General features: G+C 72.5%; 13 protein-coding genes and 1 pseudogene. 7 read left to right on the plus strand and 7 right to left on the minus strand.

What is annotated here, in order from left to right; all coding sequences use genetic code 11:
- Positions 1-129: 129 nt before the first annotated feature.
- Together pdxH and G6039_RS16925 are read left to right on the plus strand one after the other, a co-directional pair.
- On the plus strand, positions 130-783 hold the full coding sequence (gene pdxH, locus G6039_RS16920; RefSeq protein WP_029541828.1) for a pyridoxamine 5'-phosphate oxidase: 654 nt from the start codon (positions 130-132) through the stop codon (positions 781-783).
- Positions 780-2,048: an MFS transporter gene (locus tag G6039_RS16925; RefSeq protein WP_006936119.1), complete on the plus strand. Its 1,269-nt coding sequence runs from the start codon at positions 780-782 to the stop codon at positions 2,046-2,048. Before pdxH ends, G6039_RS16925 begins: the two co-directional genes overlap by 4 nt.
- 4 nt (positions 2,049-2,052) lie before the next feature.
- Here the strand turns inward: G6039_RS16925 and G6039_RS16930 are convergent, their stop codons facing one another.
- From G6039_RS16930 to G6039_RS16940, 3 genes are read right to left on the minus strand one after another with little or no spacing between them, the layout of a single operon-like run.
- Positions 2,053-2,970 (minus strand): MBL fold metallo-hydrolase, encoded by a 918-nt coding sequence (locus G6039_RS16930; RefSeq protein ID WP_006936116.1) that lies wholly within the window; start codon positions 2,968-2,970, stop codon positions 2,053-2,055.
- A gap of 22 nt (positions 2,971-2,992) precedes the next feature.
- Positions 2,993-3,892, minus strand: coding sequence for a serine hydrolase (locus G6039_RS16935; protein WP_006936115.1), 900 nt, complete (start codon positions 3,890-3,892; stop codon positions 2,993-2,995).
- A complete protein-coding gene (locus tag G6039_RS16940) occupies positions 3,889-4,764 on the minus strand; it encodes a LysR family transcriptional regulator (protein ID WP_029541831.1) in 876 nt (291 codons plus the stop codon). The genes G6039_RS16935 and G6039_RS16940 overlap by 4 nt, the downstream gene beginning before the upstream one ends.
- Before the next feature lie 198 nt (positions 4,765-4,962).
- Between G6039_RS16940 and bla the strand changes: the two genes are divergently transcribed.
- The 5 genes and pseudogenes from bla (at position 4,963) to G6039_RS30685 (ending at position 9,170) form a co-directional block, all read left to right on the plus strand.
- On the plus strand, positions 4,963-5,883 hold the full coding sequence (gene bla, locus G6039_RS16945) for a class A beta-lactamase (protein ID WP_037201458.1): 921 nt from the start codon (positions 4,963-4,965) through the stop codon (positions 5,881-5,883).
- A gap of 24 nt (positions 5,884-5,907) precedes the next feature.
- Positions 5,908-6,846, plus strand: coding sequence for an aldose 1-epimerase family protein (locus G6039_RS16950; RefSeq protein ID WP_006936095.1), 939 nt, complete (start codon positions 5,908-5,910; stop codon positions 6,844-6,846).
- A 273-nt stretch (positions 6,847-7,119) separates the two neighbouring features.
- Positions 7,120-8,418, plus strand: coding sequence for a citrate synthase (locus G6039_RS16955; protein WP_037200579.1), 1,299 nt, complete (start codon positions 7,120-7,122; stop codon positions 8,416-8,418).
- Positions 8,419-8,444: 26 nt separating this feature from the next.
- Positions 8,445-8,795, plus strand: a pseudogene (locus G6039_RS30680) (FKBP-type peptidyl-prolyl cis-trans isomerase); the annotation flags it as partial.
- A gap of 21 nt (positions 8,796-8,816) precedes the next feature.
- Complete coding sequence (locus tag G6039_RS30685) at positions 8,817-9,170, plus strand: FKBP-type peptidyl-prolyl cis-trans isomerase (RefSeq protein ID WP_373867492.1); 354 nt, start codon at positions 8,817-8,819, stop codon at positions 9,168-9,170.
- Positions 9,171-9,247: 77 nt separating this feature from the next.
- On the opposite strand, the gene G6039_RS16965 is transcribed toward G6039_RS30685, so the two are convergent.
- From G6039_RS16965 to G6039_RS16980, 4 genes are all read right to left on the minus strand, one after another.
- The gene (locus G6039_RS16965; RefSeq protein WP_029541836.1) at positions 9,248-9,535 is read right to left on the minus strand and encodes a hypothetical protein; all 288 of its coding nucleotides are present in this window, start codon (positions 9,533-9,535) and stop codon (positions 9,248-9,250) included.
- A gap of 88 nt (positions 9,536-9,623) precedes the next feature.
- On the minus strand, positions 9,624-10,952 hold the full coding sequence (locus tag G6039_RS16970; protein WP_029541838.1) for a sensor histidine kinase: 1,329 nt from the start codon (positions 10,950-10,952) through the stop codon (positions 9,624-9,626).
- Positions 10,949-11,644, minus strand: coding sequence for a response regulator transcription factor (locus G6039_RS16975; protein WP_029541841.1), 696 nt, complete (start codon positions 11,642-11,644; stop codon positions 10,949-10,951). Before G6039_RS16975 ends, G6039_RS16970 begins: the two co-directional genes overlap by 4 nt.
- Positions 11,641-12,276, minus strand: a complete 636-nt coding sequence (locus G6039_RS16980; protein ID WP_006936086.1) for a TetR/AcrR family transcriptional regulator — start codon at positions 12,274-12,276, stop codon at positions 11,641-11,643. The genes G6039_RS16975 and G6039_RS16980 overlap by 4 nt, the downstream gene beginning before the upstream one ends.
- Between the last annotated feature and the right edge of the window lie 24 nt (positions 12,277-12,300).

Raw genomic sequence — 12,300 nt, forward strand, 5'->3', positions numbered from 1 at the left:
CGGACTGGACGCTCAGCGATGGGATACCCAGGAGTAGCGTCGAGCATCGTGTCCACCGATCCACAGCCCGGCGCCGAGAGCGCCGAGGGACTGCCTCCGGGTGCGGCCGAGCACGCCGACCTGGCCTCGATGCGTGTCGACTACACCCCCGCCGGCCCGCAGGGCGCCTCCGCCGCCGACGAGGATCTCGAGCCCGAGTGGCTCGCCGACGGGTGGCTGCCGCTGCTGCGCCGCTGGCTCGTCGACGCCGCCGCGGCCGGGCTGCCCGAGCCGAACGCGATGGTGCTCGGCACCGTCGACGAGCACGGGCGGCCCGTCACCCGCACCGTGCTGTGCAAGGGCGTCGACGCGGACGGGGTCACCTTCTTCACCAACTACGACTCCGACAAGGGCCGGCAGCTCGCCGCGACGCCCTACGCGTCGGCCACGTTCACCTGGATCCCGATCTTCCGCCAGGTCACCGTGCGCGGACCCGTCGAGCGGGTCGGCGAGCACGAGACCACCGAGTACTGGCACTCCCGGCCCCGCGGCTCCCGACTCGGCGCGTGGGCGTCGCAGCAGTCCCGGCCGATCGAGTCGCGGGCCGCGCTCGAGCACGCCCTCATCGAGGTCGCGGAGCGCTACGGCATGGACGCCGAGATCCCGGTGCCGCCGCACTGGGGTGGGCTGCGGATCCGTCCCGAGTCGGCCGAGTTCTGGCAGGGCCGCCCCAACCGCCTGCACAACCGGGTCCGGACCCGGCTGGTCGACGGGCGGTGGATCACCGAGCGTCTGCAGCCGTGAGGCGACTGCTCGCCGACACCACACCGCTCGAGAATCGCGACTACCGCCGGTTGTGGACCGCCGGCATCGTCACGGTCATCGGTGCCCAGCTCAGCGTGGTCGCCGTGCCGCAACAGATCTACGAGATCACCCGCAACTCCGCGTACGTGGGCCTGACCGGCGTGTTCGCCCTCGTGCCGCTCGTGGTGTTCGGGCTGTGGGGCGGGGCCCTGGCCGACGTGATGGACCGGCGCCGGTTGCTCACGCTCACCACCGTGGGCATGGGGGTGACGTCGCTGCTGCTGTGGGCGCAGGCCGCCGCGGGCCTCGGGAACGTGTGGCTGGTGCTGGTGCTGCTGTCGCTGCAGCAGGCCTGCTTCGCGGTCAACCAGCCGACGCGCGGCGCCGTGATCCCGCGACTCATCCCGAAGGGCCAACTGGCGGCGGCCAATTCGTTGAACATGACGGTGATGCAGTTCGGCGCCATCGCCGGGCCGCTGCTCGCGGGCGCCCTGATCCCCGTGCTCGGCCTGCCCACCCTGTACCTGATCGACACCGTCGCGCTGCTCGCGACGCTGTGGGCGGTGCTCGCGCTGCCGCCGATCCCGCCGACCGGGCAGGCCCGGCGGGCGGGCCTGCGCGAGGTGCTCGACGGGTTCCGCTACCTGTCCACACAGAAGATCCTGCTCGCCTCGTTCGTCGTCGACATCGTCGCGATGGTGTTCGGCATGCCGCGGGCACTGTTCCCGCAGATCGCCCACGATTCGTTCGGGGATCCCGCGCAGGGCGGGCTCGCGCTCGGCCTGCTGTTCGCGGCGATGTCGGTCGGCGCGGTGCTCGGCGGCGTGTTCTCGGGGTGGTTGCCGCGGGTGCGCCGGCAGGGCCTGGCGGTGATCGTGTGCATCGTCGCCTGGGGCCTGGCGATGATCGGCTTCGGCGTCGCGGTGGGCGCGGCCGAACCGGGCGGCACCGCGGTGTGGCTGTGGATCGCGCTGGCGTTCCTGGCGTTCGGCGGCGCGGTCGACATGGTCTCGGCGGCGTTCCGCTCGACGATGCTGCAGTCCGTCGCCACCGACGAGATGCGCGGCCGGCTACAGGGCGTGTTCATCGTCGTCGTCGCCGGCGGACCCCGCATCGGCGACGTCCTGCACGGCGGCGCGGCCGCGCTGGTGGGCACCGCGATCGCCGCGGCGGGCGGGGGAGTGCTCGTCGTGGTCGGTGTGCTGGTGTGCGTGCTCGCCTTCCCCGCGTTCGTGCGGTACCGGGTCGACCGCACGATCCGCTGATCGGTTACCTCCAGGGATCCTCGCGCCGCCACACCTGCGGCAGGTGCAGGCGTACGCCGTCGCGTTCGGCGAGCCCGCCGAGGACCCGCATGGTGACGTCGAGATCGTCGCCGGCGTAGGGCAGCGCGCGCAGCGGCCGGTCGAGCGGGCGGAAGAAGTCGTCCCAGTGCACGAGCACCGCCCGCCGCGCGCCGACCGTGCCGACGGTCTCCGCCCAGTAGGTGCGGATGTACTCCTCGCTCTGCACGCCGAGTTGACCGACGCCGAGATAGACGACGTCGGCGCGCCGGCCGGCCAGCGCCCGGGGCCGGAATCCGGCGCTGCCCTGGATCAGCAGGGTACGGCCGTCGGCGTGCGCGACGAACGTCGACCACGCCTCGCCGCACCGATACGCCGCAGCCCGTGCGGGCGGGACCACGGGCGCGTCGATCGTGCCCGGGTACCGGTCGGGCGGACAGTGCTCCGACGCGACGAGGGTGACGGTGAACCCGCCGAACCGCAGCGGCTCACCGGGGGTGGCGACGACGATCCGCTCCGGTGGAAGGCCGTGCCCGCGCCCGACGTTCGCGGTGGACTCGCCGCCGACGAGCACCGCACCCGTCCGCTCGGCGACGACCGCGGAATCGAGCACGTGATCGAAGTGGCTGTGGACGGGCAGCACGGCCGCGAGCCGGGACGCGCCGGCGCGGGCCAGGCACGCGTCGATCCGGGCCGGGTCGGGTGCGAGCCGGCCCAGCGCGACGGCGCCGAGGCCCGGCCGGGTGAAGAAGCCGTCGGTGAGCAGCGCGTCGGTGCCGTCGTCGACGAGCAGGGTGGAAACGCCGAGGAACGTCACGGCCGGGCGGGACGCCGCCGTCGCTGCGGGGACGTCGAACCGGTCGGCGTAGGCGGCGAGGTCCGGGCGGCCGAGGCGCAGTCGCATCCGGTCATCGTAGGCGCGGGAATCACTCGTGCGGCGCCGGACGACGCAGCTCGGTGACCGCGATGCGGGCGGCCTCGGCGATCGCGGCGTCGACGACCGGCAGTACCGGGTCCACGCGCGCGGCCCGGGTGAAGACCGCCACCGCGACGGGCTGTTCGTGCGGGAACTCGACGACGGCGACCTCGTTGCGGATCACGCCGACGGTGCCGGTCTTGCCCGCCACCGACACGCCGCGGTGTGGGAACGCGGACGCGATGCGGTGCGGCCAGATCTGCCGGCGCATGACGGCGCGGACGAACTCGGTCTGCTCCGCGGACAGCACCCGCCCCGCCCACACCTCCCGCAGGAACCGGGTCATCTCCTCGGGCGTGGTCGCGCTCGTGTACGCCGGGTCGTACGCGGACACCGTCCACGCCTCGTCGTTGTCCGCGAGCGCCGCGAACGCCTCGGCGGTGGTGTGGGTGTCGGTGTCGCACACCAGACTCCGGTGCAGGTCGGCGGTGCCGCCGACGATCTTCGTCTGTGTCAGTCCCAGGTGGTCGAGCAGGCCGTCGAGCGGGCCCATACCGATCTCGCCGAGCAGCACGTCGGCGGCGGCGTTGTCGGACACCGTCATCATCGATGTCGCCAGGTCGCGCCGGCTCATGGTCACCGGGTCGTGCAGCACGGCGATGCCCGTCGGGCCGGGGGTGCACTCGGCGGGTGTCACGGTCAGCGGCGCGGTGGGATCGACCAGCCCGGCGTCGACGCATCGGCAGAACGCGACGAACAGCGGCAGCTTGTACACCGACGCGGTGACCACCCGCTCGCGACCGCCCACCGTCACCTCGTCGGCCGAGTCGTCGCACCGGCGGGCGTGCACCCAGCCGGTGCAGCCGGCGTCGGCGAACACGTCGCGGATCCTGTCCTCGGCGCTCCTCATCTCAGCCGCTCCCGGTACAGGACCCGGTCCAGCGCGTCCGCGTGCGCGTCGGCCCCCGGGCGACGGACGACTCGGACCCGTAGCGCGACCGCCTCCGGCGCCATCCGCAGCCACGCCACCCCGGGCGTCGCGGTGGGGGGCGTGGTGGTGAGCCCGAAGCTCGCGCCGGCGGCGACGGCGGCGAGCAGCGCGCGATCGTCGCGGGCGGTCGTGATCGTCGCGTCCAGGCCGCGCTCGCGCAGCAGGTCGCGGACGGCGTCGAACGCGGGCAGGTTGGCGGCACGGGGCGGGGCGGCGAACGTCAGCCCGGCAAGCATCGGGAAGGTGGGGCGCTCGGCGCCGGCGCTGCGATGATCCGACGGCACGACCACCCAGCGCGGCAGCCTGACGACGGGTCCCGGCTCGACACCGTCGACGAGGGCCGGATGCTCGATCACCGCGACGTCGCACAGGCCCGACCGCACGTCCGCGACGAGGTCGACGGTCGTGCCGACGGTGGTGGATACGGCGCCGTCCGCACCGACCGCCCCGCGCAGCGCCGTCACACACGCGGTCACCAGCCGGTCCGGGAGGGCCGCGGCCGCGCCCCAGTGCACGGTGCCGCGCGTGTGCGCGATCCGCTCCGACTCGGCGAGGAAGCGCTCGGCGTCGTCGACGAGCAGACGGGCGCGCGGCAGGAGTTGCACGCCGGCGGGGGTGAGCACCGCACCGTGGCGGGCGCGGTGGATCAGCTCGACGCCGAGGTGCTGCTCGAGCCGCCGCAGTCCCTGGGACAGCGGCGGCTGGGTCATGTCGAGTGCGGCCGCCGCCCTGCCGAAATGCCGCTCGTCCGCCACGGAGACGAAGAAGCGGAGATGGCGGATCAGGTCCATGGCGTCATTGAACCAGCGGGATCCGGGCCGGCAGTCGCGACGGCGAACCGGCCCCTGTCTCGCCGTCGAATCCGGCCCGGCCACCTGCGGCGATAGCGCAGCCGACTCGATGGTGGCGGCGTTCGGTATTGGCGTCCGCCACGGCCGCGATGCTGTTGTGCGGCGGTGACTCCACTTCGACGCGACCATTCCTCTCCGCTGACCCGCCGCCGGTTCCTCGTCTCCGCGCTGGCGGCCTCGGCGCTCTCCGCCGCCGCGGCGTGCGGGGCGCGCACCGAGGCGACGGTGCCGCCGCCGGGGCCGGAGGCCGGCGCTCGGTTCGCCCGGCTCGACGCGGTGCTCGCCGACCTCGAGGAGCGTCGCCGGGTCCGGCTCGGCGTGCTCGCCCACGATCCGGGGCGCGGGCTGACGTACGCCCGCCGGGCCGACGACCGGTTCGCGATGTGCTCGACGTTCAAGGTGTACGCGGCCGCCGCGATCCTGCGGCTCGAATCGCAGGGCAGTCTGCGGCTCGACGACACGGTTCCGGTCGATCCTGCGGACATCGTCGAGAACTCGCCCGTCACCTCCGAGGCGCAGGGCAGGACTCTGACGCTGGCGCAACTGTGCGACGCCGCCCTGACCCGCAGCGACAACACCGCCGGCAACCTCCTGCTGCGGCGGCTGGGCGGGCCCACCGCCGTGACCGCCTTCGCCCGGTCGCTCGGCGACACCGCCACGACCCTCGACCGCTGGGAGCCCGAGCTCAACAGCGCCGAGCCCGGCGACGTGCGCGACACCTCCACCGCGTCCGGTCTCGCGCGCGGCTACCGGGAGCTGCTGCTCGGGTCCGGCCTGCCCGCGGCGGGACAGCAGACCCTGACGGACTGGATGCGGGCGAGTGTCACCTCCGGGCAGCGCATCCGGGCGGGGCTGCCGGCCGGCTGGACCGCGGCCGACAAATCCGGGGCCGGCCGGTACGGCACCGTGAACGACGCCGGGGTGCTGTGGTCCCCGGACGGTTCGCCGCTCGTGCTCGTGCTCCTCAGCGACTCGGTCACCGGGTTGCCGGACGCCGCGCACGACAACGCCGCGATCGCCGAGGCCACAGCCGTGATCGTCGAATCCCTGACCCGCTGAGTCCGTCCGCGGGACACTGGGCCCATGTCCGATCCGAAGAACTACCGGATCCGAGGGGGCGGGTACCGCGCGGAGGTCTCCAGCTCGGGGGCGGCCCTGCGGGTGCTCGAGCACGAATCGGCGACCGGGCCGTACCGGCTGACGGAGAGCTGGCCGGAGAACGAGCGGCCCCCGCTGCGCTCCGGCACGGTACTCGCCCCGTGGCCGAACCGCATCCGGGACGGGCACTTCTACTTCGACGGCATCGAGCATCAGCTCGCGCTCACCGAACCCGAACGCGGCAACGCGGTGCACGGGTTCGCCTGGCATCGAGACTGGGTTCTGGTTTCCCACAACGATTCTCGCATCGAGCAGGCGCTGGATGTGGGGCTGCACAAGGGGTGGCCGTACCAGCTGCGGCTCACCGCGACCCACGAGGTGGGCGACGACGGGCTCACCGTCACGCACACCGCCACCAACGTGGGCGGCTACCACTCGCCGTTCGGGCTCGGGGTGCATCCCTACGTGCGTGCGGGCGACGCCCCGCTCGACGAGTGCACGCTGCGCCTGGCCGCCGGCACCCGGCTGCCGCTCGACCCCGGGCGCGGACTGCCGAACGCGTACTCCCAGCCGGTCGAGGGCACCGAGTTCGACTTCACCGCGCCGCGGCCGCTGCGCGGGGTCGAGCTCGAGGCCCCCTACAGCGCGCTGGACGTGGACGTGGACGGCCGGGCCCGGCACGACCTGCGGGGCCCGGACGGCAGGGGCGTGCAACTGTGGGCCGGGCGCGAGTTCGCCTGGCTGCAGGTGTTCACCGCCGGTGCCGTCCCCGAGCTCGAATATCCGGGGCGGGGGCGGGCCCTGGCGCTCGAGCCGATGACGTGTCCGCCGGACGCCTTCAATCTCGGCATCGATCTCGTCGTGCTGCAGCCCGGGGAGACGTGGACGGGCCGGTGGGGCCTGACCGCCCTGCCGGCCGCCTGACCGGTTCCCGCACCGCCGGTGCACCGGTGGTGCGGACACGCCGACGGGCGCTCACCGCGACGGCGCAGGGAACGTGATATGCAATATCGACGCAGGTGAGCGCCGTTGCGGGGGGCACGACCGACGGTTTCGGTGCCCTCGTGGCACACCGCCGATCCGGCGCGATCCGGGACCTTCGACGGACCCTCCCTGGGCACATGGCCTGCGCAAGGGCTAGGTTCTACGTGAATGTTCGGAAGAATCGCGTTGATCTGAGCTTGAGAGGGATCCTTCGTGCCCGCTGAGAATGACACCCGACCCACCCTCAGCTACCCCGGTGGCGAGCACACAATGTCTATCGCCAAGGCGACGGAAGGCAACGACGGCATCGAGCTGGGCAAGCTCCTTGCGGAGACCGGGTACACCACCCTTGACCCCGGTTTCGTCAACACCGCCTCCACCACGTCGGCCATCACCTTCATCGACGGGGAGAAGGGCATCCTGCGGTACCGCGGATACCCCATCGAGCAGCTGGCGGAAAAGTCCACGTTCATCGAGGTCAGCTACCTGCTGATCTACGGTGAGCTGCCCACCGCGGAGCAGCTCGAGGTCTTCACCGACAAGATCCGCCGGCACACGCTGCTGCACGAGGATCTCAAGCGCTTCTTCGACGGCTTCCCGCGCAACGCGCACCCGATGCCCGTCGTCTCCAGCGCCGTCAACGCCCTGTCGGCGTACTACCAGGACGCGCTCGATCCCGACGACCCGGAGCAGGTGGAGCTGTCCACCATCCGGCTGATGGCCAAGCTGCCGACCATCGCGGCCTACGCCTACAAGAAGTCCGTCGGTCAGCCGTTCCTGTACCCGGACAACTCGCTGAACCTGGTCGAGAACTTCCTGCGCATGACCTTCGGCTTCCCGGCGGAGCCGTACCAGGTCGATCCCGAGATCGCCCAGGCCCTCGACATGCTGCTGATCCTGCATGCCGACCACGAGCAGAACTGCTCGACCTCCACGGTGCGGCTCGTCGGTTCCTCCGACGCCAACCTGTTCACCTCGATCTCCGGCGGCATCAACGCGCTGTGGGGCCCGCTGCACGGTGGCGCCAACCAGGCCGTGCTCGAGATGCTCAACGAGATCAAGACCAGCGGGGGCGACGTCAAGGAGTTCGTCCGCAAGGTCAAGAACAAGGAAGACGGCGTCAAGCTCATGGGCTTCGGACACCGCGTCTACCGCAACTACGATCCGCGGGCGGCGATCGTGAAGAAGACCGCCGACAGCCTGCTCGCCAAGCTGGGCGGCGACGACGACCTGCTGCAGATCGCGCAGGCCCTCGAGGATGCCGCGCTCACCGACGACTACTTCATCGAGCGCAAGCTGTACCCGAACGTCGACTTCTACACCGGTCTGATCTACCGGGCGATGGGCTTCCCGACCCGCATGTTCACGGTGCTGTTCGCACTCGGCCGCCTGCCGGGCTGGATCGCGCACTGGCGCGAGATGCACTCCGACCCGACGCTGAAGATCGGCCGCCCGCGGCAGATCTACACCGGTTACACCGAGCGCGACTACAACAGCATCGACGCACGCTGACCCGTCCCCTACCGGAAGACCGATACATGAGCAGCAAGCCCGAGATCGAGTTCCAGGAGGGTCCCGCCCCGACCGGCCTGGTGGTCAAGGACCTCACCGTCGGCGAGGGCGCCGAGGCGACGCCCGGAGCCAAGGTCGAGGTCCACTACGTCGGCGTCGAGTTCGACTCCGGCGAGGAGTTCGATTCGTCGTGGAGCCGCGGCGAATCCATCACCTTCCCGCTCAGCGGCCTGATCGCCGGCTGGCAGGAGGGCATCCCCGGCATGCGCGTCGGTGGCCGCCGGCAGCTGACGATCCCGCCGGAGATGGCGTACGGCCCGGCCGGCTCGGGTCACCGTCTCGCCGGCAAGACCCTGGTCTTCGTCATCGACCTGCTCGGGGTGGAGGCCAAGCCCGAGGTGCCGGAGATCGAGCCGGCGACCGGCCCGGCTCCCGCCGAGCTCGTGATCGAGGACATCACCGTCGGGGACGGGACCGAGGCGCAGCCCGGGTCGGTCGTCGACGTGCACTACCACGGCGTCGAGTACGACACGAACGAGGTGTTCGACTCCTCGTTCGCCCGCGGCGAGTCCGTCAAGTTCCCGCTCGGCCGGCTCATCCCCGGCTGGCAGGAGGGCATCCCCGGCATGAAGATCGGCGGTCGCCGCAAGCTGACGGTGCCCCCGCAGCTCGCCTACGGCCCGGCCGGGTCCGGGCACCCGCTCGGCGGCAAGACCCTGGTCTTCGTCATCGACCTCCTCGGCACCGAGTAGGTCCCGCCCACGGCCGGAGCCCCGCATCGCCTGTCGCGATGCGGGGCTCCGTCGCATGCGGGGGATTCCCGCGGGAGTCAGTGCCGGACGAAGGGGGTGGGGGCGATGTCGCCGCTGTCGAGGAAGTGCCACTGGTCGTCGCTGCGGCAGATCCGCCCCTCGAACCGGGAGCCGTGGTTGCGGAACTCGGTGCGCTGGAAGTTGCCGTTCCTGTCGAAATGCGTGATGGCGCAACCGCGGTCGTGACGGTCGCGGCGGTCGTGGTCGTCGCGGTGGTCCGAGGACGCGGCTGCGGTCCCGGCACCGCCGAGGACCGGCAGGACGATCAGCGCGGCGGTGACGATCAGCTTGCGGCTCTTCGACATTCGGATCTCCTGGGATCGGTGGAGGGGCTGCCTACGATCCTGCGCCCGCCCCGTCCCGCGTCGTAGTGACCCGAGGGGTGGAAAACGTTCACCCCGCCGATCCGGCGAGCCGCACCGTCAGCCGGGCCCCGCCGAGCGGGCTCGCCTCCAGCCGCGCCGCGCCGCCGTGCAGCGCCGCCTGCTGCGCCACCAGCGCCAGCCCCAGCCCGGAGCCGCCCCTGGCGGCGCCGCTGCCCCGGCGGAACCGCTCGAACACCACGCCGCGCTCGTCGGCGGGCACCCCGCGGCCGTCGTCGTCGACGGTGAGCACGGTGTCGGTGCCGTCGGCGGTGACCGCCAGCCGGATCCGGCGGGCGTGGCCGTGCCGCACCGAGTTGGCCACGGCGTTGTCGACGACGAGCCGCAGTCCGCTCGGCAGCGCCCGGATCTCGCGTCCCGTCTCGCCGACCACCTCGATCTGCACGCCGGGATGCCGGCTCATCGCATCGGCGGCCGCGGCGTCACAGATCTCCACCGGGTCGGTGGGCACGAAGTCCCGGGAGGTGGACAGGTCGCCGCGGGCGAGCCGCTCGAGGTCGGCGAGAGTGGACTCGACGCGGCTCTGCGTCCGGGTGAGGTCGGCGAGGATCTGGGTGCGCTCCTCGACGCTCAGGACGTCGCCGGTCGCGTCCAGGGTGGAGAGCACCTCGAGGTCGGTGCGCATGGCGGTCAGCGGGGTCCGCAGCTCGTGGGCGGCGGCAGCCGCGAAGTCCCGCGCCGTGGCGAGGGCGGCGTCGGTGGCGGCCTGGGCGCGGGCGACGTCGCTGAGCATGTCGCCGGCCGCGGCGGCGAGCTCGTCGGCCTCGCGGATGCCGGAGCGCCGCGGCGCGAGCGTCGGTTCGCGGGCCACGATCCGGCGCGTGAGGTCCACCAGGGGACGCACGGCCCGCCCGCCGAACACCCAGCCGAGGGCCGTGGCGACCGCGACGGCGATCGCACCGGCGACGGCGAGCTGCCGGTGCTGCTCGGTCGTGATGTCCTGCGCCTCGGCGTAGGGCACGGCGACGGACAGGAGCGAGGGCACCCGGTCGGTCGGCGCGGTGTACGTCCGGTAGGCGGTGCCGCCGAGGTCGACGGTGTGGGCGCCGGGGGAGAGGACCGGCAGTTCGGTCGGGGTGCTGCTGAGCAACCGCCCGGACTCGGTGCGGATGGTGACGGCGAAGGCGCCGGCGTCGCCCAGGGCGGGCAGGAACAGACCGGCGGTGCCGGCGTTGGCGACCAGCACCTGTGTCGCCGTCTCGAGGCGGCGGTCGAGCTGCGCGAGGTTGTTCCGGGTGATCGCCAGCGCGACGAGCACGCCCAGGACCGCGACGACGAGCGTGGTGCCGAGCGCCGTGGCCGCGGCGACCCGTGCACGCAGCGAGAAACGGTGTGTCACGCCTGATCCCGCAACACGAAGCCCACCCCGCGCACGGTGTGCACCAGCCGTGGCCGCCCGCCGGCCTCGAGCTTGCGGCGCAGGTAGCCGACGAACACGTCGACGACGTTGGTGTCTGCGTCGAAGTCGTAGCCCCACACCAGGGTCAGCAGGCGGTCGCGGCTCAGGACGATGCCCGCGTTGCGGGCGAGCACCTCGAGCAGTTCGAACTCGCGCTTGGTCAGCTCCACGTCGCTGCCGTCGATGCGCACCCGGCGGCCCGCGGTGTCGAGTTCGAGCCCGCCGACCCGGACGACGGAGCCGGCGCCGGGAGCGCCCGGCACGCTGCGCCGCAGCATCGCCCGGATCCGCGCGACGAGCTCGGCGAGCACGAACGGCTTCGTCAGGTAGTCGTCGGCGCCGCACTCGAGCCCGGCGATGCGGTCGTCGACGGTGCTGCGCGCGCTGAGCACGCAGATCGGGATGTCGTGACCGCCGGCGCGCAGGGCGGTGACCACGCCGGTGCCGTCGAGGACCGGCATGTTCATGTCGAGCACCATCGCATCGGGGCGTTGCCGGGCGACGACGTCGAGCGCCTGGGTGCCGCTCGCGGCGGTGAGCACGTCGAACCCCGACAGGCGCAGCCCGCGCTGCAGGGAGGCGAGGACGTCCTCGTCGTCGTCGACGACGAGGACGGTGGCTGGCTCGGTCACCCCTGCATTGTGCCCGCGCCGAGCATGCCGAGGACGAGCTCGACGTAGTTGCCCGCGAGCGTGTCGACGTCGATACGGCCCGGCTGGTACCAGCGAGCGACGTCGATGCCGAGGGACAGGATCGCGAGGGCGGTGGTCGGCACGTCGCGGACGGTGAACACCCCGGCCGCGATGCCGTTCTCGATCTCGGCACGGATCACGGCGTCGGTGTCGCGGCGGATCGCGGCGATCGTCCGGTAGTGCTCCGGGGTGAGGGCGTGCAGTTCGTACTGCGCCACCCGGCAGACGGTGTGGTGCACGGCGTGGGTGCGCACGAAGCCGTCCACGATCGCGCGCATCCGGTCGGCCGGCTCGGTGGCGGAGGCGGCCGCGGCGACGACGGCGTCGAGGACGTGCTGGTGCCCGATGCGGCTGGCCTCGAACAGCACCTCTTCCTTGGACTTGAAGTGCACGTACAGTGCGGCCGGGCTCAGGCCTGCGCCGACGGAGATGTCACGGGTGGTGGTGGCGTGGTAGCCGCGACGGGCGAAGGACTCCACGGCCGAGCCGATGAGACGACGCGCGACGTCGGATTCGACCTCGGTGAAGATGCCGGTGAGGTCGTCCCGGTCGGTGATGGGCGTGTCGATCATGCTGGGGTCTCTCCGTCGCCGTGC

The sequence above is a fragment of the Rhodococcus aetherivorans genome, assembly GCF_011058165.1.
Lineage (GTDB): Bacteria > Actinomycetota > Actinomycetes > Mycobacteriales > Mycobacteriaceae > Rhodococcus > Rhodococcus aetherivorans.

Coding starts and splice junctions, on each gene's coding strand:
- G6039_RS16980 (WP_006936086.1), bottom strand. CDS start 12,276: ATGATCGACACGCCCATCACCGACCGGGACGACCTCACCGGCATCTTC.
- G6039_RS16950 (WP_006936095.1), top strand. CDS start 5,908: ATGTCCGATCCGAAGAACTACCGGATCCGAGGGGGCGGGTACCGCGCG.
- G6039_RS16930 (WP_006936116.1), bottom strand. CDS start 2,970: ATGCGACTGCGCCTCGGCCGCCCGGACCTCGCCGCCTACGCCGACCGG.
- G6039_RS16940 (WP_029541831.1), bottom strand. CDS start 4,764: ATGGACCTGATCCGCCATCTCCGCTTCTTCGTCTCCGTGGCGGACGAG.
- pdxH (WP_029541828.1), top strand. CDS start 130: ATGCGTGTCGACTACACCCCCGCCGGCCCGCAGGGCGCCTCCGCCGCC.
- G6039_RS16935 (WP_006936115.1), bottom strand. CDS start 3,892: ATGAGGAGCGCCGAGGACAGGATCCGCGACGTGTTCGCCGACGCCGGC.
- G6039_RS16965 (WP_029541836.1), bottom strand. CDS start 9,535: ATGTCGAAGAGCCGCAAGCTGATCGTCACCGCCGCGCTGATCGTCCTG.